This window comes from Thioclava sp. PTB-PU3-1 (genome assembly GCF_055666785.1).
This window is the reverse complement of sequence record NZ_JBVNVL010000001.1, coordinates 1109953-1134391: the sequence shown is the minus strand read 5'-3', so window position 1 is coordinate 1134391 and position 24439 is coordinate 1109953. Positions and strand designations below refer to the sequence as shown.

23 protein-coding genes are annotated in these 24439 nt (G+C 63.3%); 16 read left to right on the top strand and 7 right to left on the bottom strand.

Annotated features, from left to right (window positions below; genetic code table 11):
- Window positions 1–110 precede the first annotated feature (110 nt).
- From ACZ7GB_RS05210 to ACZ7GB_RS05170, 9 genes are all read left to right on the top strand, one after another.
- Entirely contained in the window at window positions 111–1226 is a 1116-nt protein-coding gene (locus ACZ7GB_RS05210; RefSeq protein WP_083079798.1) for a sugar ABC transporter substrate-binding protein, read from the top strand.
- Between the two features lie 75 nt (window positions 1227–1301).
- Complete coding sequence (locus ACZ7GB_RS05205) at window positions 1302–2873, top strand: sugar ABC transporter ATP-binding protein (RefSeq protein WP_472157862.1); 1572 nt, start codon at window positions 1302–1304, stop codon at window positions 2871–2873.
- Window positions 2870–4933 (top strand): ABC transporter permease, encoded by a 2064-nt coding sequence (locus tag ACZ7GB_RS05200; RefSeq protein ID WP_078540085.1) that lies wholly within the window; start codon window positions 2870–2872, stop codon window positions 4931–4933. The genes ACZ7GB_RS05205 and ACZ7GB_RS05200 overlap by 4 nt, the downstream gene beginning before the upstream one ends.
- Window positions 4934–4947: 14 nt before the next feature.
- Window positions 4948–5742: an SDR family oxidoreductase gene (locus ACZ7GB_RS05195; protein ID WP_078604222.1), complete on the top strand. Its 795-nt coding sequence runs from the start codon at window positions 4948–4950 to the stop codon at window positions 5740–5742.
- Window positions 5742–6683, top strand: coding sequence for a 3-hydroxyacyl-CoA dehydrogenase (locus tag ACZ7GB_RS05190; protein WP_472157861.1), 942 nt, complete (start codon window positions 5742–5744; stop codon window positions 6681–6683). Before ACZ7GB_RS05195 ends, ACZ7GB_RS05190 begins: the two co-directional genes overlap by 1 nt.
- 4 nt (window positions 6684–6687) lie before the next feature.
- Window positions 6688–7614 (top strand): 3,5-dioxohexanoate:acetyl-CoA acetone transferase, encoded by a 927-nt coding sequence (gene kce, locus ACZ7GB_RS05185; protein ID WP_472157860.1) that lies wholly within the window; start codon window positions 6688–6690, stop codon window positions 7612–7614.
- Between the two features lie 26 nt (window positions 7615–7640).
- Entirely contained in the window at window positions 7641–8519 is an 879-nt protein-coding gene (locus tag ACZ7GB_RS05180; RefSeq protein WP_078540081.1) for an SMP-30/gluconolactonase/LRE family protein, read from the top strand.
- Between the two features lie 534 nt (window positions 8520–9053).
- The gene (locus ACZ7GB_RS05175; protein ID WP_472157859.1) at window positions 9054–11132 is read left to right on the top strand and encodes a 4Fe-4S binding protein; all 2079 of its coding nucleotides are present in this window, start codon (window positions 9054–9056) and stop codon (window positions 11130–11132) included.
- A complete protein-coding gene (locus tag ACZ7GB_RS05170) occupies window positions 11129–11992 on the top strand; it encodes an FAD:protein FMN transferase (protein ID WP_472157858.1) in 864 nt (287 codons plus the stop codon). The genes ACZ7GB_RS05175 and ACZ7GB_RS05170 overlap by 4 nt, the downstream gene beginning before the upstream one ends.
- Before the next feature lie 32 nt (window positions 11993–12024).
- Here the strand turns inward: ACZ7GB_RS05170 and ACZ7GB_RS05165 are convergent, their stop codons facing one another.
- On the bottom strand, window positions 12025–12933 hold the full coding sequence (locus ACZ7GB_RS05165; RefSeq protein WP_093476946.1) for a substrate-binding periplasmic protein: 909 nt from the start codon (window positions 12931–12933) through the stop codon (window positions 12025–12027).
- Window positions 12933–13616, bottom strand: coding sequence for a cytochrome c-550 PedF (pedF, locus tag ACZ7GB_RS05160; protein ID WP_078545479.1), 684 nt, complete (start codon window positions 13614–13616; stop codon window positions 12933–12935). The genes ACZ7GB_RS05165 and pedF overlap by 1 nt, the downstream gene beginning before the upstream one ends.
- A gap of 206 nt (window positions 13617–13822) precedes the next feature.
- Between pedF and ACZ7GB_RS05155 the strand changes: the two genes are divergently transcribed.
- The 3 genes from ACZ7GB_RS05155 to ACZ7GB_RS05145 all read left to right on the top strand — a co-directional run bounded on the left by ACZ7GB_RS05155 (window position 13823) and on the right by ACZ7GB_RS05145 (window position 16242).
- Complete coding sequence (locus tag ACZ7GB_RS05155) at window positions 13823–14800, top strand: ABC transporter substrate-binding protein (RefSeq protein ID WP_078601910.1); 978 nt, start codon at window positions 13823–13825, stop codon at window positions 14798–14800.
- Window positions 14801–15022: 222 nt separating this feature from the next.
- Window positions 15023–15634, top strand: a complete 612-nt coding sequence (locus ACZ7GB_RS05150; protein WP_341853189.1) for an ABC transporter permease — start codon at window positions 15023–15025, stop codon at window positions 15632–15634.
- Window positions 15631–16242 carry an ATP-binding cassette domain-containing protein gene (locus ACZ7GB_RS05145; RefSeq protein ID WP_078601908.1) on the top strand — a complete coding sequence of 204 codons (612 nt, stop codon included), beginning with the start codon at window positions 15631–15633 and terminating at the stop codon, window positions 16240–16242. Before ACZ7GB_RS05150 ends, ACZ7GB_RS05145 begins: the two co-directional genes overlap by 4 nt.
- Here the strand turns inward: ACZ7GB_RS05145 and ACZ7GB_RS05140 are convergent.
- From ACZ7GB_RS05140 to ACZ7GB_RS05120, 5 genes are read right to left on the bottom strand one after another with little or no spacing between them, the layout of a single operon-like run.
- Complete coding sequence (locus ACZ7GB_RS05140; protein ID WP_472157857.1) at window positions 16215–16991, bottom strand: ABC transporter permease; 777 nt, start codon at window positions 16989–16991, stop codon at window positions 16215–16217. The two genes, ACZ7GB_RS05145 and ACZ7GB_RS05140, sit on opposite strands and share 28 nt — an antisense overlap.
- Window positions 16988–17713 (bottom strand): ATP-binding cassette domain-containing protein, encoded by a 726-nt coding sequence (locus ACZ7GB_RS05135; protein WP_347431044.1) that lies wholly within the window; start codon window positions 17711–17713, stop codon window positions 16988–16990. Before ACZ7GB_RS05135 ends, ACZ7GB_RS05140 begins: the two co-directional genes overlap by 4 nt.
- Window positions 17706–18143, bottom strand: a complete 438-nt coding sequence (locus tag ACZ7GB_RS05130; RefSeq protein ID WP_472157856.1) for a cupredoxin domain-containing protein — start codon at window positions 18141–18143, stop codon at window positions 17706–17708. The genes ACZ7GB_RS05135 and ACZ7GB_RS05130 overlap by 8 nt, the downstream gene beginning before the upstream one ends.
- An 11-nt stretch (window positions 18144–18154) precedes the next feature.
- Window positions 18155–19117, bottom strand: a complete 963-nt coding sequence (locus tag ACZ7GB_RS05125) for a YVTN family beta-propeller repeat protein (protein ID WP_472157855.1) — start codon at window positions 19115–19117, stop codon at window positions 18155–18157.
- Window positions 19114–20289: an ABC transporter substrate-binding protein gene (locus tag ACZ7GB_RS05120; protein WP_244176554.1), complete on the bottom strand. Its 1176-nt coding sequence runs from the start codon at window positions 20287–20289 to the stop codon at window positions 19114–19116. Before ACZ7GB_RS05120 ends, ACZ7GB_RS05125 begins: the two co-directional genes overlap by 4 nt.
- A 161-nt stretch (window positions 20290–20450) precedes the next feature.
- Between ACZ7GB_RS05120 and ACZ7GB_RS05115 the strand changes: the two genes are divergently transcribed.
- From ACZ7GB_RS05115 to ACZ7GB_RS05100, 4 genes are all read left to right on the top strand, one after another.
- Window positions 20451–21008: a tetratricopeptide repeat protein gene (locus ACZ7GB_RS05115; RefSeq protein WP_472157854.1), complete on the top strand. Its 558-nt coding sequence runs from the start codon at window positions 20451–20453 to the stop codon at window positions 21006–21008.
- A 174-nt stretch (window positions 21009–21182) separates the two neighbouring features.
- Window positions 21183–21563, top strand: coding sequence for a c-type cytochrome (locus ACZ7GB_RS05110; protein WP_078604215.1), 381 nt, complete (start codon window positions 21183–21185; stop codon window positions 21561–21563).
- A gap of 197 nt (window positions 21564–21760) precedes the next feature.
- A complete protein-coding gene (locus ACZ7GB_RS05105; RefSeq protein ID WP_078523113.1) occupies window positions 21761–23527 on the top strand; it encodes a PQQ-dependent methanol/ethanol family dehydrogenase in 1767 nt (588 codons plus the stop codon).
- 186 nt (window positions 23528–23713) lie between these two features.
- Window positions 23714–24421: a response regulator gene (locus tag ACZ7GB_RS05100; RefSeq protein WP_078523073.1), complete on the top strand. Its 708-nt coding sequence runs from the start codon at window positions 23714–23716 to the stop codon at window positions 24419–24421.
- Window positions 24422–24439: the final 18 nt, after the last annotated feature.

Genomic DNA, 24439 nt, shown 5'->3' with positions numbered 1-24439 from the left:
ACTACGCCGGCTCGAAAAAGAATAAAACACGTTTTGACTTTTGATCAAAGATATCGGATCGTGAATCCCGTGAGGCGACCGGGGAGAGTCGCCGGACATGGGAGGAAGAAATGATCAAACGCTATATCGCGGGCGCCGCCTGCGCCCTTGGTCTCGTGGCTGGAGCCGCCCAGGCGCAGAGCGACGGGCCTTACAAAGTCTATCTTTCGATGAGCTATATCGGGAACGATTGGCAGGCCGAGGCTTCGAACATGGTCAAGGCGCTCGCCGCGTCAAAGGACTATGCCGACAAGGTGGATCTCGAGGTCCAGGTCGCCGGGCCGAACGCCCAGCGCCAGATTCAGCAGATCAACGCGATGGTGCAGGCCGGTGCGGATGCGATCGTCGTCTACCCGATCTCGCCCACTGCGCTGAACAGCGTCGTCAAGAGCGCCTGCTCGCGTGGTGTGACGGTTATCGCCTATGATGCAGAGATCACGGAGCCCTGTGCCTATAACGTGACGATCGACCAAGAGGAGGCCGGTCGAAAGACGGCGGAATGGCTGGTCGACAAGATGGGCGGCAAGGGCGATGTCGTGATGGTGACAGGTGTGCCCGGCACGTCCGTGGATACCGCCCGGACCAAGGCGGCCAAAGAAGTCTTCGCCCAGCATGACGGCATCAATATCGTCGGTGAGGCCGTGGGCATGTGGAGCCAGGCAGTTGCCCGGACCGAACTCAACAAGCTGATGGCCACCCGCGACTGGTCCGATATCAACGGGCTCTGGATGCAGGTTGGCTGCTACACGGCGGATTCCATGCAACTCGAAGCGGGACGCGATCCTTCCGAGCTGCTGCCCTGTGCAGGTGAGGGATCGAATGGCGGGCGCATCCAAATGCTTCCGGCAGATACAGCGGTCGAAGGGGCGAGCAAGCCCTATGCGCCGATGGGCGCACCCCGGATCTCCTACGCCTCGCCGCCCTATTCCGGCGCGCTGGCCCTGAAGCTCGCGGTCGACAAGCTCGAAGGGAAGGACATCCCGAAGCATACCACCTTGCCGCTGCCCCTCGTCACCAACGAAACCGTGCAGCTTTGCGAGACGGGCAGCTGGGATGAACAGAAGGCGGGGTGCAACGTGTTCCAGCCCTCGATGGTGTCGAACCCCGGCTGGTTCGCCTCGATCTTCTCGGAAGATCTGCCGCAGCTTGGTCTGAACGCCGCGCTCGTCGGCCAGCCCGAGAACTGAGGTCACACGCCCGGCGGCGGGGACTTCCGCCGCCGGGCGCAGACCGCACCCTACATACGCATTCCGGAGAATTGCATGTCACGCATCGCTGATTCAGCGCCTGCGGTGGAAGTTCACGACTTATCAAAGGCCTACGGTCCCACCGTCGCCAATGACAAGGTCAGCTTCTCCGTGGCTCGCGGTCGCGTCCACGCCCTGCTCGGCGAAAACGGCGCCGGCAAGTCGACCACCATGAAACTGCTCTCGGGGCTCGTGCGACCAGATTCTGGCACGATCCGAATAGGCGGCCGCGACGTTAGCTTGCGCAATGCGCGCGATGCCCATGCCGCGGGGATCCAGACCGCCTTTCAGGAGCTGACGCTGGTGCCGGACCTGAGCGTGCTCGACAACATGCTGCTGGGCCGGTCGCGCCGGACGATCATCGGCACGCTGGACCGCAGCCGTGCGCGGCGCGAGGTGACCGCACATTTCGAAGCGCTGGGCCTCGACGTCGATCTCGATGCGTTGGCCGAGGAGCTGACGCTGGCTGTGCGCCAGAAGATCGAGATCGCCCGCGCCCTATACCGCCAGCCCGAAATCCTTTTGCTCGACGAGCCGACATCGGCGCTCTCTGGCAGCGATGTCGATTGGCTCGGCCGGATCATCGCGGACGCGGCCGCGCAGGGGATTACCGTGCTGTTCATCTCGCACCGCTTGCCCGAAGTGCGCGCCTTCTGCGACACGCTCACCATCTTGCGCAACGGACGGTCGGTGACCTCGGCGAAGGTCGCGGATGTCAGCGATGCCGAAGTGGTCGAGATGATCGTGGGCCGCTCGGTCGAGAATGCCTTCCCGCCGCGCCGCGCCCCGAAGGCGGTCGCGGGGCGGGTCCCGGTTCTCGCCACTTGCGCGCTGTCGGCGGGGCCGAAGCTGCGCAAGGCCGAGATCGCGTTACATAAGGGAGAAATCCTCGGGATTGCCGGGCTGCAAGGCATGGGGCAGGAGGCGCTGTTCTCCGCCCTTTTCGGACAGGAGCGGTTGCGCGCGGGCCATATCGAGCTGGACGGGACGCCCCTCCATCTGCGCGCCCCGGCCGATGCGCTGCATCCGTCGGTCGCGATCGGGCTCGTGCCCGAGGAACGCAAGACGCAAGGTTTGTTCCTGGAACTTAGCGGGCGGCAGAATGCCAGCCTGCCCGTGCTCTCGCGGTTTCACCGGGGGCCGGTTCTCGATGACGGGGCGGAGGCGCGTGCCGCTGCGGGGGCTTTCGCCGCCGTCGAGGTGGACGAACGCGCGCATTACCTGCCCGCGGGCGCGTTCTCGGGCGGCAATCAGCAGAAGATCGTGCTGGCCAAGTGGCTCGTGGCGCAGAGCCGGATTCTGCTCCTTTTCGATCCGACGCGCGGCATCGATGTCGGGACGAAAGAGCAGATCTATGCGCTGCTGCGCGCCTATACGGATGCAGGCGGATCGGTCCTGCTCCATTCCACCGAAATCCCTGAACTCGTGCATCTGTGCGATCGGGTCGGCGTCCTCTACGAGGGTCGGTTGTCGTGTTGGCTCGAGGGTGAAGAATTGAGCGAGAACGCGATCATGCAGGCCACGCTCGGCGGGGACGCACCGCTGAAGGGAGACACGACGCATCCGAAACAGGAGGTCCGGGCATGAGTGACCAAAGCCTATCATCCGGGGCCGCGCCGCGGCGCAAGTCCTCCAACTGGCTACGCAGCCTGCGTCACGGACAGGCCGTGATCGTCGCGGCGCTGGTGCTGGCGGGCCTCATGGCGTTGAACGCGGGACTGAGTCCCTATCCGCTGAGCTATTTCGATATTTCTTTCCTCGCGAGTGGCGGGGCGACCTCCGCGATCGCGGCTGCAGGACAAACACTGGTTATCCTGTCGGGCGGGTTCGACCTGTCAGCAGGCGCGGTGGTCTCGCTGGTCAACGCGGTGCTTGCGACCTCGATGGACCCGGCGAACATGCAGGCCTCCGTGCCGCTCTGGACCGCGATCGGGATCGGTATCGGCATGGCCGTGGGCGCGGTGAACGGCTTTTTCGTGGCCGTGGTGCGCCTGCAGCCCATCGTGGTCACATTGGCCGTGATGTTCATCGTCCAAGGGCTGACGCTCCTTGTGATGGCGATGCCGGGCGGATTCGTCGCGCCTTCGCTCGCATCTGTCTATCTTGGCGACACGATCCCTGGTCTTCTCCCCGCACCGATCACGCTGATGCTCGTGCTGGTGGCGCTGTGGCTCTGGCTCAAGCGCACGGGCTACGGGATCACGCTCTACGCAGTGGGCAGCGATGCCGAGGCTGCTCGCGCGACGGGACTTCACGCGCGCACCGTTACCTTCGCGACCTACGTTCTCGCAGGTGGGCTTTACGGGCTCGCCGGTGTTTTCGTGAGCGCCCAGACCGGCAGCGGCGACCCGCTGGTGGGGAACTCGCTTCTGCTGCCGACCTTCGCGGCTGTGGTGATCGGCGGCACCCGTCTTGGCGGTGGCAAAGGCGGTGTGCTGGGCACGATCCTCGGGGCCTATATCCTGATGATCGTCGTGAACCTTCTGCTGTCGCTCAACGTCTCGGCTTACTATTCGACCATCGCGGAAAGCGCAGTGCTCCTGATCGCGGTGCTCGCGGGCTCGCTGCGCCGTGACAGCACGCTCTCGCAACGCCTGCGCGAAGTCACCGATGCGATCGGCGCCCGACGGCGCGGATGGCTTGTTGGCCAGCGCTCGGGTGAGGATCACAGGTTGGCTTTCACGCGACCGGCAGAGACCGCCCCCGCGCAAACTTTCCTGCAACGTCACGGTCATACGCTGCGCCACGTTCTGCCCGCCTGGATCTGCCTCGTGGTGGTCCTGATCGCGACGCAGCTGGTGCTGGGCAATGTCTTCAGCGGCTGGCGCTACTGGGACTCGCTCCTTGTGCTCTCGAGCTTCCTCGCGATCCTCGCTCTGGGGCAGGGCGCGGTGATCCTGACCGGGGGGCTGGACCTGTCGTTGCCCTGGAGCATCGCGCTGTCGGGCGTGATGCTGACCGGGCTCGTTGGCGGCCAAGACATGGGGTTGCTCACGGCGCTGCCGGTCGTCTTCGCGGTGGCTGCGCTGATCGGGCTCGCGAACGGGCTGGGCGTCGTGGCGCTGGGCCTGTCGCCGATCGTCGTGACGCTCGCGATGAACGGCATTCTTCAGGGCGCGGCGCTGATCTGGTCCGGCGGCACGCCGGCGGGTTTCGCACCGCCCTCGCTGCGTTGGCTGATGACCGGCAAGCTGATGGGCGTGACCCCGGTGATCATCTTCATGGCCGCCTTCGTCGCTCTCGCGATCGTCCTCTTGGGACGCACCGGGTTCGGGCGCCGGGTCTACGCGGTCGGCAACAGCGAACTGGCTGCGCGCCTCTCGGGGGTGCGCACGGGGCGGGTCATCATCTCTGTCTACATCCTCTCGGCGCTCTGCGCGGCGCTGGTCGGCGTTCTGCTGGCGGGCTTTTCCGGACAGGCGAGCCTCGGGATGGGGGATGACTACCTTCTGCCCTCGATCGCGGTCGTCGTCGTGGGTGGGGCGCTGATCACCGGTGGCCGCGGGCATTACGCGGGCATGCTGGGCGGCGCACTGCTGCTGACCGCGATGCAGACCCTGCTTGCCGGCACCGCGCTGCCCTTCGCATTCCGCTCAGTGTTCTTCGGGCTCGTCATCCTGATGGCCGTGATCGCATTGCGCAAATAACCAAGGAGATTTCGATGAGTGATACATCCAGGATGAAATTGCCCGGCCTCGAGGGCAAACGCGTTGCGGTCACGGCGGGCGCTTCCGGCATCGGTCTGTGCATCGCGCGGGAACTGGCTCGGCAAGGCGCGCGGCTGGCTATCTGCGACATCGATGAGGCCGCGCTTGAACGGGCCGCGCAGGAGCTGGGCGCCGAAGTGGCCCTGCGCGCCGATGTCTCGGATGAAGCTGCGGTGGCATCTTTCTTCGAAGCGATCGGCAACACCCTCGGCGGGCTCGATGCGCTGGTCAACAATGCCGGCATTGCGGGGCCCACCGGCTCGGTCGACGAAATCTCGCCCGAGGATTGGCGGCGCTGCCTCGATATCGGCCTGACAGGTCAGTTTCTCTGCACGCGGAAAGCGGTGCCGATGCTGCGCGCGGCAGGGGGCGGAGCGATCGTCAATATCTCCTCCTCGGCGGGCAAGTTCGGCTATGCGTTCCGCACGCCCTACGCCTCGGCGAAATGGGGGGTGATCGGGTTCACCCAGAGCCTCGCGAAAGAGCTGGGCCCGGAGAATATCCGTGCCAATGCGATCCTGCCCGGCATTATCGAAGGGCCGCGGATCGAAGGCGTGATCGCAGCTCGCGCGAAGCAGACCGGGATCAGCCATGAAGAGATGACCGAGCGGTATCTGTCGAACGTCTCGCTGCGCCGGATGACCCCGCCCGAGGACGTGGCGGACATGGCCGCCTTCCTGATCGCCGAGACCGGGCGCAACCTGTCGGGGCAGAGCTTCCCCGTCGATGGCAACGTGGAGACCTTGTGATGAAAGAGCCTGTCGCCTGCGTCGGTTCGGGGCTTATCGGGCGTGCCTGGGCCATCGTGTTCGCCCGTGCCGGTCATCCGGTGCGGTTGTGGGACGAGGTGCCCGCGGCGCCAAAAGCCGCGCGCGACTTCGCTGCCGAGATGCTGCCGGAACTGGAGCGCCTGGGCCTCATCCCTGGCACCGCCGAGGAAGCCCTCGCGCGCATCGAGCCGGTCGGCACGCTCGAAGAGGCGCTCGAGGGCGCGCGGCACGTGCAGGAGAGCACTTTCGAGGAAATCGGAGTGAAGCGCGAAATTTTCGCACGTCTCGACGCGATTGCCGGGCCCGATACCGTGCTCGCCTCCTCGTCGTCGGCTCTGCTGCCTTCGGCCATTTCCGAGGGGCTCGCGGGGCGTCACAGGGTCATGGTCAATCATCCGATCAATCCTGCCTATCTCGTGCCCGCCGCAGAGTTGGTGCCCGCGCCCTGGACCGATCCCGCGCTTCTTGAGCGCACGGCGGATCTTCTGCGCGATGCCGGCATGCGCCCGATCGTCATGCAGAAGGAAATCGACGGGTTCGTGATGAACCGCCTTCAGGGCGCGCTTCTGCATGAAGCGTTCCGGCTTGTGGCCGACGGATATGCCAGCACCGAAGACGTCGATATCGGGTTGCGCGAAGGGCTCGCGCTTCGCTGGTCCTTCATCGGCCCGTTCGAGACCATCGACCTCAACGCGCCCGAGGGCGTGCGGCAATATGTGACGCGCTACGGCGGCATTTACGACGGCATGGCGGGGCAACCCGCAGCGGATTGGCGCGGCCCCGTGCTGGACCGGATCGAGGCGGAGCGCCGTGCGGCGCTTCCCGCAGACGAGCTTGCTCAGCGGCAGGCGTGGCGAGACCGGCGCCTCATGGCGCTCGCCGCGCATAAGCGCCGCGCAACAGACGAAATCGGAGATTGATAGAATGCCAGACAAGGTCATCCTCACCTGCGCCGTGACCGGCGCCATCCACACGCCGACGATGTCGGACTACCTGCCCATCACGCCCGACGAGATCGCCGAAGCCGCGATCGGGGCGGCCGAGGCGGGGGCCGCGATCCTGCACCTGCATGCCCGCGACCCGGAAACCGGCAAGCCAGACCAGTCCGCCGAGGCCTTCGCGCCGTTCCTGGGCCGGATCAAGCAGGCGACGAATGCGGTGGTGAATATCACTACCGGCGGTTCGCCCTACATGACGGTGGACGAACGCACGAAGCCCGCAGCGCAATGGGCGCCCGAGGTCGCCTCGCTCAACATGGGCTCGATGAATTTCGGCTTCTTCCCGCTTCTCGCGAAATACAAGGAGTTCAAGCACGCATGGGAGCGCGAGCATCTCGAGGGGTCGCGTGACCTCGTCTTTCGCAATTCGTTCAAGGACATCGAATACGTGCTGGAGACCTGTTACGACAACGGCACCCGGTTCGAGTTCGAATGCTACGATATCTCGCATCTCTACAACCTCGCGCATTTCGCAGATCGTGGCCTCGTGAAGCCGCCGTTCTTCGTTCAGTCCGTCTTTGGCTTGCTGGGTGGCATCGGCACCCATCCCGAGGATGTCATGCACATGAAGCGCACGGCAGACCGTCTCTTCGGAAAGGATTTCCGCTGGTCGGTTCTGGGGGCCGGCAAGGACCAGTTCCGCATCGCCACACAGGCACTGAGCATGGGGGGCAATATCCGCGTCGGTCTCGAGGACAGCATCTGGATCTCGCGCGGCAAGCTTGCAGAGAGCAACGCCCAACAGGTCGCCAAGGCGCGCGCCCTCGTCGAGGGGCTGGGCCTCGAGCTCGCGACGCCGGACGAGGCGCGCGAGATGCTCGCGCTCAAGGGCGGCGACGCCGTGAACTTCTGAACCGGATACCAAGGGAGGAGACCAACATGCAGATCGATATTCTGCTCGACGTGAAGACGACACTGGGTGAGGGCCCGGTCTGGGACGTCGAAAGCCAGCGGCTCTATTTCATCGACTCGATGGATGGACGGGTGTTTCGCTGCACCGCGGACGGCACGGAACTGCGCGCCTGGGATGTGCCGGGCAAGATCGGTTCGATGGCGGTGCGCAAGGACGGCAAAGGAGCCATCGTCTCGCTCGACAAGGGGTTCTGGTTGCTGGATTTCGACAGCGGCGATTGCGAATTGCTGCACGACCCGGAAGCCAACCTCGCAACGACCCGTATCAACGACGGCAAATGCGACCGGCGCGGTCGGTTTTTCGCCGGTTCGATGGATATGCAGGAGGAGGGGCCGCTGGGCGCACTCTACCGCGTCGATCCCGACCTGAGCGTTACCAAGCTCGAGGAGGGGATCATCTGCTCGAACGGGCCTTGCTTCTCGCCGGACGACAAGACCTTCTACTTCACCGATACCTGGACCGGTGAGATGTGGGCTTACGACTATGATATCGAGACGGGCGGCATTTCGAACCGTCGCACCTTCGCGAAGGCGGATACCTCGAACGGGGGCGCCGCGGATGGGGCGACGGTCGATGCGGAGGGCTATTACTGGATGGCGCTGGTCTATGACGGGCGGATCTGTCGCTTCGCGCCGGACGGCACACTCGACATGGAAATCCCGATGCCAGTGAAGAAGGTCACGAGCGTCCAGTTCGGCGGCCCCGATCTCGACGTGCTCTACGTCACGTCGATGGCAAAACCGCCGCTGCCGCGTTTCCCCGACGACGGTGTTCAACGCGGCAGCCTTTTCGCGATCCGCGGTCTCGGCGTGAAAGGCGTGCCGGAGCCGCGCTTCGGCGGCTGACCGATCAAAGCCGCCCCCTCCAAAGCCCTGCGCGCACTCGGCGCGCAGGCGCATCCAGAACGATTGCGTGAGACCGGAGAGCGGCCAGCGCTCGGACTGATCGTGGCGGTTCGTTTCCCAAAGGGAGCAGTGCGAAATTCGCCTCTCTGGGAAAGTTATCCCTAGTAGGTCTGCCACTCCAAACTCTCTCCGATACGAAGCATGGAATTTTCCTGAAATTTTCAGACCGGAATTTTCAGGTCGGCGAGGGACACTGGGTCCCATGAAAGATTTTGCAAACCCTCCGGCCAATCTCGCCCGATCCAATCCTCGGGCCGCGTCGACCCGTCCACAAACCTGCACTCTCTCGAACGTGAATAGCACCGCCTTTCTTAGACGCCTTCGTGTCTCAGTTCCCGCTGTCGCTCGAAGCCGACGGGCGACAGCATTCCATGCCAAGCGTGCAAAGCTTGCCGCGCCGAGCGCAACCGGAACCTCATCGTCTCGCTACGAAGGTCGAATATCGCCGCGCCATCTGATCGTTAGACTCGCCGCATGTTGCGCGCGCTCATCCTATGGTTCTTTCTGGCATTGCCCGCTTTCGCGGCGAGCCTTTCGCGCGAGCAGGTGGCCGATATCGTCGTTGCACCTTATGCGGTGGGCGATGAAATCAATGAAAAGGGCGTCTGGCAGCTCCGCAATTCCGGGGGCGGCGAGGCGGGTTATGTCTTTGAGACCGGCGAATTGGCACCGTTGCCGGGTTTTTCCGGCAAACCGATCAACATGCTGGTCATGCTCGATCTGGAAGGGCGCTTCATAGACGTGAAACTGATCAGTCAACACGAACCAGTTTTCGTGTCTGGGCTGGGAGAAGCGCCGTTTCGGGAATTTCTCGAACAGTATCGCGGCCACTCCATCAACGAGCCGATCGTCGTCGGCACGCCTTATGGCGGTGCCGGGGCGGGCTCGGATCTCGTTTATCTCGATGGTGTGACCAAGGCGACCGCGAGCGTGCGGATCGCGCATGAATCAATCTTGGCGGCGACGCTCGCGGTGGCGCGTGAGAAGATGAAGGGAATCCAATCCGGTCCGCCGCCGAAGCCTGATCCAGACCATCGCGAGCAGCTTGACTGGCAAGGCCTTATCGAGGCGGGACTGGTGGGGCGGCTCCGCGTCACGAACGCAGAGGAAGACGCGGCGTTCGACAATACGAAATGGGCCGCCGATGATGCGACGGTCGATAGCGACCCGAACGGGCTTTATCTCGATCTCTATGCTATCGACCTCGGCCCGGACTCGATTGCAAAAGCTGCGCTTTCTCCCGAGACCTATGCCGAAACGCGACGCTTCCTGTCTCGTGCGCCGGATGACGAGCTCTATCTGCTCATCGAGGCCGGCCGACAGGGGCTGGTGAGCGAAGACTTCGTCCGGAACACGGCACCGGATCGGATCTCTGCGCAGCAAGATGGATTGCCGCTGGCGCTGCGCGATGCGGACATTCTGGCGCAACTGGCCAAAGATGCCCCGGCGACGCTTGAGGACGCGACGAAGATGGTGGTCCGGCTGGATCGCCGTCTCGGTTTCGATCCCTCCCGCGATTGGGAGCTGACCGCGCAGGCGGTTCGTCTGCATGGGATGTTTCAGCCCGAAGCGGGAGAGGCGAAATTCAGTCTCACGATGAAGACACCCGAGCGGTTCTTCGTTTTCCCGCAAGTGCCGGAGGCCTTGCCGCCATGGCGTGAGGCGCTTCGCAATCGGGCAACGGATTTGTGGGTTCTCAGCGGGTTCCTCGTGCTGCTGTTTGGGGCGCTGCTGCTGCAATCGCGGCTTGCGGCGCTCAGGCTTTTTACCCCGGTGCGGCTTGCGATTCTCGCGATCACGATCGGCTTCGTCGGTTATTGGGGGCAGGGGCAACTCTCTATCGTGACGCCCATCGCGGTGATCCGGGCGCTCACCGGGAACGGCTCGCTCGAGGTGCTCCTCTATGACCCGTTCTCGCTTCTGATCTGGGCGGCGGCGATCCTCGGTTTCCTCCTGTGGGGGCGCGGATTTTTCTGCGGCTGGCTTTGCCCTTACGGGGCAATTCAGGAATTCGCGCATCACATCGGACGCTTCCTGAACTTGCCGAAATGGGAGCCGCCACGGTCACTTGCCCAAGCGCTCCTTTGGACCGGGCCGGTGGCGTTGGCTGTGCTGACCGGCATTGCACTTGTCACGCCCGATCACATCGAGAAAGCCGTCGAGGTCGAACCTTTCAAGACTGCTATCACCACCCATTTCGCCAGACCCTGGCCCTATGTGCTCTGGGCGGCGGGGTGGATCGCGGTCTCGATGGTCTGGTTCAAGGGGTTTTGCCGCTCCGTCTGCCCCTTGGGGGCCGCGATGCGGCTCGGCGGCCTCTTACGACTGCGAAGCTGGATCCCGCGTCGGGCCGACTGCGGCTCGCCGTGTCAGCTGTGCAAGGTGCGATGCAATTACGGGGCAATCGCGAAGACCGGCCAGATACGGTATTCAGAGTGTTTCCAATGCCTCGATTGCGTGAAAATTCATGACGATCCAAAGCTTTGCGTGCCTCTCGTGCTAGCCGCGAAAAAGGGAAAACGCGGCCCCGGCCTGAGGGAGGCAGCAGAATGAAACGGCGCCGTTTCCTGCAAATTTCGGCGGCGGCGCTATGTGCCGGAGCCCGCGCGCAGGCAGCGACCTGGACTGGACAGGCATTTGGTGCCGAGATCGCGCTCGATCTCAGGGGCGGGGTCAGGAACCGGCAGGACATGCGCGCGATCCGGGACGAAATTCAAGAGATCGAGAACACGTTCTCCTTGTATCGCGAAAGCGAATTGACGCGCCTCAACGCGACAGGCCGCTGCCGACCGTCTGCTGCGATGTCGGAGGTTCTCGCGCTCTCGCGACGGGTGAATCTGGCGACGTTGGGCGCGTTCGATCCTACGGTGCAGCCGCTTTGGGATGCCTTGGCAAATGGCAATAGCGGCGCTTCGCTGCGTGCGAAAATCGGCTTTGAGACCGTAAGAGTTGCGGCTGATATTCGACTCGGACCGGGGCAAGCCCTGACGCTGAACGGGATCGTGCAGGGATATGCGGCTGACCGTGTCCGGGACCTCTTGGTTGCGCGGGGCTATTCCGACGTGCTGGTCGACATGGGCGAGTTCGCGGCGATCGGCGGTCCGTTCGATCTTGGGGTGTTGGATCCAAGCGCTGGATTGCTTGCGCGCCTGCAGCTGCGCGACGGGCGGGCGATGGCGACCTCGTCGCCGGGAGCGCTCGCTTTGCCGGGTGGCTCGCATATCCTGGGGCCCCAAGGGCAGCTCCCGCGCTGGTCAACGGTTACGGTCGAGGCAAAGAGCGCGGCGCTCGCAGATGCGGCCTCGACTGCATTCGTGCTCATGGAGCGCGACGAGATCGCACGTAGCGCGGCCCGTCTTGGCCTCGATGCCGTCCATCTGGTGGATTTCGATGGGAATTACGGGCCGCTCTGATCGCGAGATCGAAAGCGGCCCGAACGCGCAGATCACCGCGTCGGTGGGGTGAATCCCACGCCGTAATCGGCAAAGGCCTTGGCGATCCGCCCGTCTTCCAGCGCAGCTGCGATCGCGTCATCGACCGCATAGCCAAGACGACGATGCTGCATCGAGAGCGCCACGCCGATCGCCCATTTCGAGCGCGGCAATCCGAGCGGCGGTTCGTGGATGTCGATGCCGGGCGCAAGCGCGGCTTCCAGCTCGGCACGCGGGCCCATCACCGCCATCACCTCGTGATCGGCCAGTGCCTTCATCGCGAGCGCGGTATTGCGGTAGCGATGCACCTTGTCCGCCGAAGGTCCACGGGTTACGTCGGTCATGTAGAAGTCGGAAATCGAGTCATTCTCGACACCGATAGGATCATAACGGAAGACCGCCGGGGTCGGCCCCTTATCGGGATAGCTCGCGGCGTCATAGGCGATGGCGATATGTTCCTCGCCGTAAATGCCGGTGAAAACGACCTGATCGAAGCGACAGGCGTAATCCACATCATAAGGAACATGCAGCATCACGTCGGAGACGCGGCCATTTACGACGGCGCCCTTGTAGACATAATTGCGCAAATCGGCGTCAAGCGTTTCACCTGCGGAGACGAGCCGGAAGCGCGGCTCGACGCCCAGAGCTCCCGCGATAATCTTGCCGATCTCGATATCGATCCCTTCGGCTTTTCCGGCGTTCTCGAAGGACCAGGGCGCATAGTCGTCATAGACAGCGAATTCGATATAGCCGTCCGTGGCAATCCTATCGAGATCGCGCCCGATATCCTGTGGCGAGGTATTCTGCAATTTCTGTTCTGGGGCCACGCCTTCGCATGCGGCAAAGGCGGGAATGGCTCCGACCATCCCGCCCAGAAATGCCAGCACGCCAAGCCCCGCGCGGGCCTGTGCGATGACGCTCATCATTCCGCAGCCGATATGCCGATCGAAAGCATATCCGCCGCTTCCTTCTGCTTGCTCGGATCCTTCTCCAGCTCATGTGCTGCGCGGGACGCAGCGCTGTCGGCGACAGGTGCTCCGGAAGCGGTATCGACCTTGCCGGAGATATCCTCGAGCGTCGCAATCACGGTGGGGACGTCGGCCTCTCCTGCGGCAAGCTGATCGCGGATCTTGTGAAGCTCATCCGAGTAGGGCTCCAATGCACCATCGTCAGGTCGCGTCTCGATATAGGTGCGGATTGCCCAGGCTGCTTTCTGACCGAGGATTTCCCCGAAGGCGGGCATCTTGGTGGTCCCGTTCTGGGTCATCCCATGGCGGAAGCGTTCAACAAACCATTCGTCGCCATATTCCTCGGCTTCGAGATAGCGCAGGTCCGGCGCCAGACCGCCCGAAACCGCACCCAGCCCGTGGCAGCGCGCACAGTTCTGATTGAAGCCGCTGTCGCCGATCTGGACGGCCTTGGCCCACACCTCATCACCGGCCGCCGCGGCGCGATAGGGGTTCTCGCTGAGCCATTCCTCGCCAACGTCGGGCAGGGCATCGGTGTTGACGGGCTGTGGTGTCACGTCGCCATGCGAAAAGGCGGTGACCGGCGCAAGTGCCAGCGCCAGAAGCGCGGCCATCAGGCCCTTACGGGTGTTGAGCATCTAAACCTCCCAAAAAGATCTCGCTTGTCTTCTGGATAACGCGAGGCTGCGTCGGGCCACCATTCGACCTTGGTATCAATCGCGGTCCCGCTGGCGGGAAGGGGCATTGTCCTTTGGTCGAATAGGCGCGCCGTCGCGACCTGATACTGTGGTCGCAAATGCGTGATCGCCGGAGGAGCGGCGGGGGGCGCAGATGGGAGGAACAGATGGCTTTTGACGGATTGAGCCGCGCAGCGGGCGCGGCGATTGCAGCTCTCGCAATGAGTGCAAGCGCATGGGCGGCGGACCTGCCAGTGCTGAAGGTGGCCGCGCTCGAAGGCGGAACCGTGAATTGGGAGCTGGACACGATCAAGCACTACGGTCTGGACCGAGAGAACGGCTTCACTCTCGAGGTGGTCCCCGTCGCAGGGAAGTCGGGCTCCGATATCATGCTGCAGGGCGGGGCGGTCGATGCCATCGTAACCGACTGGTTCTGGGTCGCGCGGATGCGCGCAACGGGCGAAGATTACCGCTTCATTCCTTATTCGAAAGCAGTGGGCGGGCTTTTGGTCGCTCAGGACAGTCCGGCAAAAACGCTGGCCGATCTCGACGGAAAGAAAATCGGCATCGCAGGCGGGCCGCTCGACAAGAGTTGGCTCATACTGCGGGCCTATGCCGAGCAGGCCGATGGCTTTGATCTGGCGGGCAAGACCGAGCAGGTTTTCGGCGCGCCGCCCCTTATCATGAAAGCGGCGCTTTCGGGCGAAGTCGATGGCGCGATCAATTTCTGGCATTTCGGTGCGAAGATGGAAGCCGCAGGGATGCGCGAATTGGTGAGCGTCGGCGATGCCGCGCGCGCGCTTGGTCTCTCTCCTGAGACACCGCTGCTCGGCTATGTTCTGTCGGGGGACTTGGTGGAGTCGAAACCGGAGCTAGCCTCGGGTTTGGTCGCCGCCTCGCGCGCGGCCAAAGAAAAACTCGCCACCGACGACGAGGCCTTTGCGCGGCTTCGCCCGATCATGAATGCCAAAAGCAACGCCCAATTCGCGGCGCTCAAGGCGGGATGGCTCGCTGGCGTCCCGGCACCCGGCCCGGTCGATGAGGCGGCTGCCGACAAGATGCTGCGTCTCATGGCGAAACTGGGCGGTGAGAAGCTGGTGGGCGGCGCGACATCGCTGCCCGAGGGCACATTCCTGACGAACTGAGCGATGGGCGCAATTTTGATCACGCAAGGGAAGAGATCTGGCGTGGAGACCGGGCGCAGCTTCGCTCTGCGAAACCGCGCCCGGCTCTGGCCCAACCTTCCTGTGGTCGTTGCCTCGCTCATGGCGCTCGTTCTGCTCTGGGCCTGTCTCGCTTGGTGGTTGGCCGATCCGCAGCTTGCTCCCGGACCACAGATAGTTTTCCCGACTCTCTGGACGGCATTGGTGAGCGGTGACCTTTGGCCAGACCTGAGCGCCACGCTCACACGGGTGACGGCAGCCTTCGGGCTGGCGATGGGCTTCGGCGTGGCGATCGGGATCGCACTTGGCGGCAGCCGTCGTGCGGATCGCTGGTTTGGGCCCTGGTTGACGGTCGCGCTGAATATTCCGGCGCTGGTGACCATCGTGCTTTGCTATCTCTGGATCGGGCTGAATGAGTGGGCGGCCATCGCGGCTGTGTCGCTGAACAAGATCCCAATGGTCGCGGTGATGCTGCGCGAAGGGATGGTGGCGCGCGACACCGACCTGTCGGACATGGCGCGACTTCACTGCATGGGCTGGTTCGCCCGGCTGCGCCACATTTTGATCCCGCAGCTCGCGCCGCATATCATGGCTTCGGCGCGCGCGGGGTTGGCACTGATCTGGAAGATCGTGCTTGTCGTCGAGTTTCTCGGCCGATCCAACGGGATCGGATTCCGCATTCATCTTGATTTTCAGATGTTCGATATCGCGGGTGTGCTCGCGAATGCGCTTGCCTTCGTCGCCGTGATGCTCGCGGTGGAATGGGGCCTGCTCGCGCCGCTTGCGCAGCGCGCTTCACGCTGGAGACAAAGATGATCCGGCTGGAGCTGACAGAGAAATCCTTCAGTGGCATACCTGTGCTTGGACCTATGAAGCTCGATGTCGCGCGCGGCGAGGTGCTGGGGCTATCGGGAGCGTCAGGTGCAGGCAAGACAACCCTGTTGCGACTGCTGGCTGGGCTCGACCATCGCTTCGAGGGAAGCCTCAGAGTGGAGGGTCGCCGCGCAATGGTGTTTCAGAACCCGACGCTGATGCCTTGGCGCCGCGTGATCGACAATGTGACGCTGCCGACTTCAGCCACCGAGACACAGGCGCGTGCGATGCTTGATCGGGTCGGGCTGGCCGGCCTTGAGGATCACTGGCCCGGGCAGATTTCGGTCGGTCAGGCGCGGCGCGTGGGGCTGGCCCGGGCCTTCGTGATGCGCCCCGATGTGCTGTTAATGGACGAGCCCTTTGCCTCGCTTGACGATGCGAGGGTGGAAGGCCTGCTGGAACTGACCGCTGGCTTGATCGCGGAAACCCATGCGGCGGTGGTGATTGCGAGCCATGCGGCAGGCGAACTCGATGCGCTGGCCACACGGTTTGCCCGGGTCGAGGGACGCCCGGCACGGCTCGTTCAAGAGCGGGTGCGGGCGGGTTCGTAACCCCAGATCGCAACGGCGAAGAACACTAAGCTCGCCAATGCGGTCCAACCGAGAGCTGCGAGGTTCAGCTGGCCGTAGAGCGCGAAGCGGATCAATTCGACTGCTTGGGTGAAGGGATTGATCTCGCATAACCTGGCGAGAAGCGGAGAGCTCTCCTGCATTTTCCATATCGGGTAGAGTGCCGAAGAGCAGAAGAACATCGGGAAGATCACGAAGTTCATGATCCCTGCGAAATTCTCCAGCTGCCTGATACGCGAGGACAGGAGCAAGCCAAGCGCTCCCAACATGATTGCCGCAAGCAAAAGCGCGGGGACGACGGTCACATATCCCGTCGACGGTGCGCGCAATCCGAAGAGCGCCGCTATGGCAAGGAAGGCCGCGACCTGCACCATCCCGACCAGCGCGCCGGCGAGCAGTTTCGCGCCAAGCATGAACCATCGCGGCAGAGGCGCTGTCAGCATCAGCCTCATCGCACCATTCTCGCGATCGTGGACGAGGCTGAGAGAACTTTGCATTCCGGAGAACAGCAAGATCATCGCGCAGAGACCGGGCAGGATATAGGTCTCATAGGAAATATAGGTTCGGTAGGGGGGGATGATCGACAAGCCCAGTGCCGCCCGAAAGCCCGCCGCGAAGATGAAGAGCCAGACGAGCGGGCGCACGAGAGCTGCGAGGAACCGCTCGCGTTGCGTGAAGAAGCGAGCGAGTTCGCGCGAGACGATGGCGGAGGCGGCGGAGAGCGCGCTCATGCCGTTTCGCCCATCGCCTGGGAGAACCAGTCAGCTAGGAGGCTGTTCTTGCTCAAGCCCCGGACGTCGCCTTGCTCTTTCACCTGACCTTTCTGTAGCACCACGACCTGATCCTCCGGGCGTAATTCATCGGCGAGATGGGTGGCCCAGAGCACGGCTATTCCGTCTTGGGCGAGTTGATGGACATGGGCGGTGATCGCGCTGCGGGCAGGCGCGTCGAGACCTACCGTCGGCTCGTCGAGCAAAAGGAGCCGGGGCCGATGAAGCAGCGCGCGGGCGATCTCCATCCGGCGCCGGTGCCCGCCATTAAGCGCGCGCAGTTTTTCTTCGGCACGTTCGGCCATGCCCAGACGGTCGAGCGCTTCCGAGATGCGACGATCGGCGAGTTTGCTGCCGAGCCCGTGTAGCGCTGCGAAATAGCGTAGATTTGCGCGAACCGAGCGATCGAGATCGAGAGTCGGCTGCTGGAAGACGACGCCGATCTCGGCCAGCGCCTTGCGCCGGGCGCGTGCCATGTCGTGACCGGAGATCGTGACCACGCCGGGGGCGGGCCGGATCAGTCCGGTCAAAACCGACATCAGCGTCGATTTGCCTGCGCCGTTGGGGCCAAGCAGTGCGCAGAAGCGCCCCTTCTCGACGCGGAACCCCACATCGCGCAGCGCGGGTTTGCGGCCCCAGTCATGGCTGAGGCCCGCAACATGCAGGGCAGGCGCGTCACTCAATCAAGATCTCCAGCCGCTGATCCTCACCGGTCGAGCCGGGTATGTGCAGGTCGTAGCGACCCGGCTTGATCGCGATGAACCCGATCTCCATCGTGCCTGCGCGGTCGAACTCGATGGAGGCAAGACCCATCGGGCGGACCTCCAGCCCGCGGATCACCACCTCGTCGACCCAAATCGCGCGAAAGAAGCCGTCGCTTTCGAGCCCGATTTCGCCTGACCCGTCGGCGGTGATCTCGACCTCGTAATATCTACCCGATTGCAGCGTCCAGGGACCGCCCAGCGGCTCGCCCACCGAGAGGGTCACTTCGGAGAGGTCTTCCTTGTTGTGACCCGACAAAAGGCCCGCCAGCGGGGCCGCATCGTCATCGGCCCAGGCGGGACCGGCGCAGAGCGCGGCGATCAAACTGACTTTCAGAATTTTTGAAAACATGGAAAGCCTCGTCATTTGGAGGTCGGGCGTGCGGCTGCGCCCCAAGGGAAGCGGCCGACTTTCACGGTGTCGATCGGCTCGAGCGTGGCGATATCGATCACCGTCACATCGCCAGAGACACCGTTCGTCGTGAACAGTTTCGTCTGATCCGGCGAGGTCGTCATGTGCCAGACACGGCGCCCGACGAGGATGTATTTTTCGACCTCGAGCGTCTTTGCATCCACAACTGCGATATGGTTCGCCGGCCCGAGCGCAATGAAAACCTTCGAGGCGTCGGGCGAGAACCGCATGCCGACGGGCTGGATCTTCTCAGGGCGCACGCCCTTAAGCGTGAAGGAAATCTTGCCGATCTCACTGTGGTCCGAGGTATCGAAGATCGCGACCGTGCCGCCGATCTCGGAACTGACCCAGAGCTGCGCGCCGTCCGGACTGAACTCGGCATGGCGCGGGCGCGGATCGACGAGGGAATTTGCGATGATCTTGTGCGTTTCGGTGTCGATCCAATGCGCCATGTTCGTCGTTTCCGAGGTCGTCACCTGAACCTTCCCGTCGGGCGAAATACCCATGCCTTCGGGTTCGACGCCGACATCGATTTGCGCCACCACTTTTCGGGTTTGGGTGTCGACCACAGTGGTGATCGCGTCATCCTCGTTCGCGATGTAGAGAAGCCGGTCGTCCGGGGCGATCACGAACTGCTCGGGGTCTTCGCCTGAAGGCAGATCGTGCAGGATCTCGCCGGTATCGGGGTCCATCACCTGCACCGCGTCGCTGTCCGAGGCACAGATATAGACTCGTTTGAAATCGCGGCTGAATGTGATCCCGCGTGGACGTTCCCCGGTATCGAAACTGTGCAGCACTTTGAGGCTATTTGCGTCGATCACCGAGACCGTGTTGTCAGCTTCGTTGGTGACCCAGACTTCGTCCGCGAAGGCCGGGCTCGCGAGCAGGGTCGTCAGAAGAAGGGCGCGGATCATTGGCTGTCTCCGAAGGCGGCGCAGGTGGATTCGGGGGCGTCGATGCCCAGTGTGTCGAGCTCGTTGGTTTGGTGCAGAAAGCCTTCGAGCGGGGCGAGCGCGGTCAGCGCACGCTCGGTCACCAGCGGGATCGGCTGACGCAGCTGACCGTTCCAGTTGCGAAACGAGAGCGGTCGGCCGAGGAAACCCGCGAGGCGAAATTCGTCCGAGAGCAGGTAGCGGCGCAGGGTCGCAGGGTCCGTCGATTGCGTGCGGGTGAAAGCCTCGCCCAGAGCCGCAACCGCGACCCAAGCGGCGAAATCGCCCTGCGCCATCTCGCGGCCTGCGGCTTCGCGGAAACGGTTTTGCAGCTGCGCCGCGCCATATTGCTCGACCACGCCCGACCAGCCCACGGGTTTCAGCCCTTCAGAGCCCGCCAACGGGCGCGGAAGCCAGCTGTTATAGGCGATGTAACGCGCGAAATCTCCCGGCTCGTCGGAGACGAGTAGGAGGTCGTGATCGGGGAGGTCTTGCGTAAAGAGCGGCACCTCGGCAGCAGCCGCCCGGCGCATATCGGCATCGAAGGCCCATTCCTTCTCGCCCGCGAGCGTCAGGCCGAATTTGGTGAGCGCGCGTTTCAGTGCGGCAGTGAAGGCCAGGTCCTCGGGCAATTGCCCGGAGATCAGGGCCAGCTTGCGCCATTTCTTGAAAAGGATGAACTGCGCCAGCGCATCCGCGCGCATCGCATAGCTAGGTGCAGTGTGCAGCACGTTCCTGCGGCAGTCATCACCACGCAGCGCATCGTCCTGCGTCGAGGCATCGAGGATAAGCACGTCCTTTGCTTCGGGCAGGTCGGCTAACGCCAGCAGGTCCGGGGCAGGGGCTTTGACGACGAGCACCTTCGCGCCGTCAGCCAGCACGGATTTCGCGGCACCCAGAAAATCGTCTTGGGGGGCGATGACGGTTTCGTTCAATGCGTAATCCTGCCCGGTAAAGCGCCCGGTCGTGCGGATGTCGCCGATCGCAAGCCGCGTGCCGTCGAGACCCAGACTCTCGGGAACCGCCGCTATGTTCGAGAGAATCGGCGGCGGCGTGACCTGATGCTCCAGCCAGTCGATGCGCAACGTTTCCGATGACGCAGGCGCGCCAAGGAGCAGCGCGGCACAAACCCCGATGAGCCATTGGATTCGCAAAGATTTCCTCCCATGCCGGACTCCTCCGGCAACGCCATGCTGCGAAGCGGAGGTGCAAGGTGCAATACGACCAAGGTATAAGCCGCACCTGCGGGCGCACTCGCCGCGGCTATGCTAGGATCGTGCGAAGGAAGGTTTCATCGGAGCAGGAGGGGAATGCGATGCGCGCGATGATCTGCACGGCTATTCTGGTGGTGAGCGTGCCCCTTGGTGCCGTGGCCCAGCAATCGGATGAGGGCGGAGATCTCCACGGGGACCTGAACCCCGAGGAGTTGTCGCTCGACCGGGCGCTGCGCGACGTCGGGCGAGGTGAGACCTCGATGACCAATTGCGCGATGGGCTACCTGATCACCAAGTCGGGCCGTCATGCCGAAGCGCGTCAGCTCTTCGAGCGATGCTCGCGCGACGGTTGGACAGGGGCGATGACGTGGATGAGCCAGCTCGACGACAACGGTCTGGGTGGCCCCCTCGATCCGGGCGCAGCCGCTGACTGGGACAAGCGCGCCGCCGATCTGGGCGACTCGGTGGGGATGTTCAATCGCGGGCTCGACCTGATGCGCGGACGCGGCGTCGCGCGCGACGAGGCGGCGGGGCGGGCACTCGTGGATCGCGCGGCAAAGGCAGGTCTTCCCACGGCGCAGCGGCTTCAGGGAGCGGGTTACGACCTCGATGAAGTCACGCCCGATGCCGACAATTGGAAATACGCGCCGGTCTCTTGACCGGATGCGGGCGGCGGCCGGGTCTTCCTCTTCCCATACGCGACCCGGCTGCCCGAACCAGTGTGATCTACGACCAAGGTAGGGGGGTGAGCTTGATGCGGATCAAGCCCGCCGCTCGGAGACAGGGGCATTGTGCGGGGCGAAAGACAGTCGCAATGAAGAAGAGGTTCTCCGATGTTTCGCCCCGTCCTGGCCGCCACCGTCCTGATCTGCCTGAGCCTTCCGGCCGCTGCCGAGACCTATAAGAAGGTCAAGACAGATGCTGGTGGAGCTCTATTCGAGACCTCCTGCATGCGTTGCCACTCGGTCGATGCCGACAAGGCGAGCTACGGTCCGCTCTTGAATGGTGTCGTCGGTCGTCGTGCGGGCACCTATCAAGGCTATCCATATTCCGAGGCGCTGAAGGCTGCGGGCTTTGTCTGGACGCCCGGCGCGCTGCGCGCCTGGATGGAGGACAATGACAAATTCGTCCCCGGCACCAAGATGCGCCATGTCGGGATCGAGGATCCGACAGTGCAGGATTTCATCGTCACCTATCTGACATCGTTGAATTGATCTCTTCCGCGTCGTCGTTCCTCCCGGCCGCGCGGTGGCTTTGACGGTCCGGTTCGGTCCGGGCGGGGTCGCACAGGGCGTAAGACCAATGGACAATATACGCCGCGATCCCGCCGTCGATACTTGAGCCGTGATGCATCGTGAGTGCGCGTGACCCCCGCGTCGCACCACGGGCGGGAGACCAAAGGGAGGACATGATGAACAGATTTGTATTGGCAGCCGTCGTTGCCATTTCCTGTCTCGGAACGGCTGTGAGCGCCGGTGTGACCGAGGAGGATCTGGCCAATGACCAGACCAGCACCGATAACGTGCTCACCAACGGGATGGGGCGCCATCTGCAGCGTTATTCGCCGTTGGAAACCCTCAACAAGGACAACGTGAAGAACCTCGTTCCGGCCTGGGCCTTCAGCCTTGGCGGCGAGAAGCAGCGCGGTCAGGAAAGCCAGCCGCTCGTTTATGACGGGGTCATGTATGTAACGGGTTCCTATTCGCGTATGTGGGCGATCGACCTGAAATCCGGCGAGGAGATCTGGCAATATGACGCGCGCCTCCCCGAAGGCATCCTGCCATGCTGTGACGTGATCAACCGCGGCGCCGCGATCTATGGCGACAACATTTATTTCGGCACGCTCGACGCGCGCATCGTGGCGCTCGACCGCAAGACCGGCAAGACGGTCTGGAACAAGAAGATCGCCGATTACAAGGAAGGGTATTCCTACACCGCCGCGCCCTTGATCGTTAACGGAATGGTCATCACCGGCAATTCTGGCGGCGAGTTCGGCATCGTCGGTGAGGTGCAGGCACGAGACGCCGAGACCGGCGAGCTGGTCTGGACGCGTCCGACAATCGAAGGCCACATGGGCACGCTCAATGGTGAAGAGAGCACCATGACCGGCACGCTCAACGCGTCCTGGCCGGGCGACATGTGGAAAACCGGCGGCGGCGCGACCTGGCTTGGCGGTTCCTATGACGCCGACACCGATACGCTCATCTTCGGGGCGGGCAACCCGGCGCCTTGGAACTCCTGGCTGCGCAATGCTGGCGAGAAGAATGACGGCAGCGGCGACAACCTGTATGCGGCTTCGCGTCTGGGCATCGACCCAAAGACCGGCGAAATCAAATGGCACTTCCAGACCACTCCGCGCGAGGGTTGGGATTTCGACGGCGTGAACGAAGTCGTGGCCTTCACGGACAAGGACGGCAACAAGCGTTTCGCCACCGCCGATCGCAACGGCTTCTTCTACGTGCTGAACCGCGACGATGGTAAATTTATTGCGGCCTATCCTTTCGTGAAGGATATCAACTGGGCGAAGGGCATCGATGAGAACGGTCGCCCGATCTATAATGAGGAAATGCGCCCCGGTGCGCCGAACACCAGCTCGGAGGATGGCAAAGGTCAGCAGGTCTTCGCGGTGCCTTCGTTCCTCGGTGGCAAGAACTGGATGCCGATGAGCTACAGCCAGAAGACCGGCCTGTTCTATGTGCCCTCGAACGAATGGGGCATGGATATCTGGAACGAGCCGATCTCCTACAAGAAGGGCGCGGCCTATCTGGGTGCGGGCTTCACGATCAAGCCGCTCTTCGAGGATTACATCGGTTCGCTCAAGGCGATGGACCCCGCGACCGGTGAGGTGAAGTGGGAATACAAGAATGACGCGCCGCTCTGGGGTGGCACGATGGCCACCGCGGGCGGTCTCGTGTTCTTCGGCACCCCCGAGGGCAAGTTCATGGCTCTCGACGACGAGACCGGCGAAGAGCTTTGGTCGTTCCAGACCGGCTCTGGGATTGTCGGTCAGCCGATCACCTGGGAAGAAGATGGCGAGCAATATGTTTCCGTCATGTCCGGCTGGGGCGGCGCGGTGCCGCTCTGGGGTGGCGAGGTGGCCAAGCATGTGAACTATCTCAATCAAGGCGGCATGGTCTGGACGTTCCGCCTGCCCAAGCAGTTGGCCTCGGCTAACTGATTGCTTGATCATCAACGAAATGCCTGGGCGCGAAGGGAAACCTTCGCGCCCTTTCACGTTCCATGCCGACTCTGTCGCGCGTTTCGGCGGGATAAGACTTTTTGCCAGTATGACAGGTCAGAGGGGCGCGATAGGCTAAAGAAAAGGCGGGCGAGGTTCCGCCCAAGCCATGCCGAAGGACGCATTATGAAGGATCGCGCTGTCAGTCCGAAGAGGGTCGAATTCAATGCGGCGATGATCGTCGAAGATCATCCGTTATTCTGCGACGCGCTGGCCATGACCCTGCAGGCCGTTGCGGGGATCGAGACAGTCGCACAGGCGGAGCGTCTGGGCGACGCGATACAAATGATTGAAGAGGGGGCCGCACCGGACGTTATCGTGCTCGACCTGAACCTGCCGGACGTTAACGGGCTCGACGGGTTGATGCGGCTCAAACAGGCTGCCCCGGACAAACCGATCGTCGTCGTTTCCTCGCTCGACGAACCGCGGGTGATCCGCTCGGCGATCCTCGCGGGTGCGGCAGGTTTCGTGCCCAAACATTCGCGGCGCGAGTTGTTCAGGGCCGCTTTCGCCGCAATCAGCCGCGGTGAGGTCTTCGTGCCGGAGACGAGTGGCGAGGCGCTGGCCGGGGGCAACGGTATTTCTCCTCAGGACGAGGCGATCCGACGTCTCAGCCAGCTCACCCGGCAACAGGCGAATATCCTCGAGCAGATCTGCGAAGGCAAAATGAACAAGCAGATCGCCTTCGACCTCGATATTGCCGAGACCACCGTGAAAGCGCATGTGACCGCGATCATGCGCAAGCTCGGCGTTTGCTCGCGCACGCAGGCAGTCCTGATCGCGCGCGAGGCGCAGAGTATGACGGGATTGCCCGAAGGCTGGAGGGCAGGCTAATCTTTCCGTTCAGGGAGG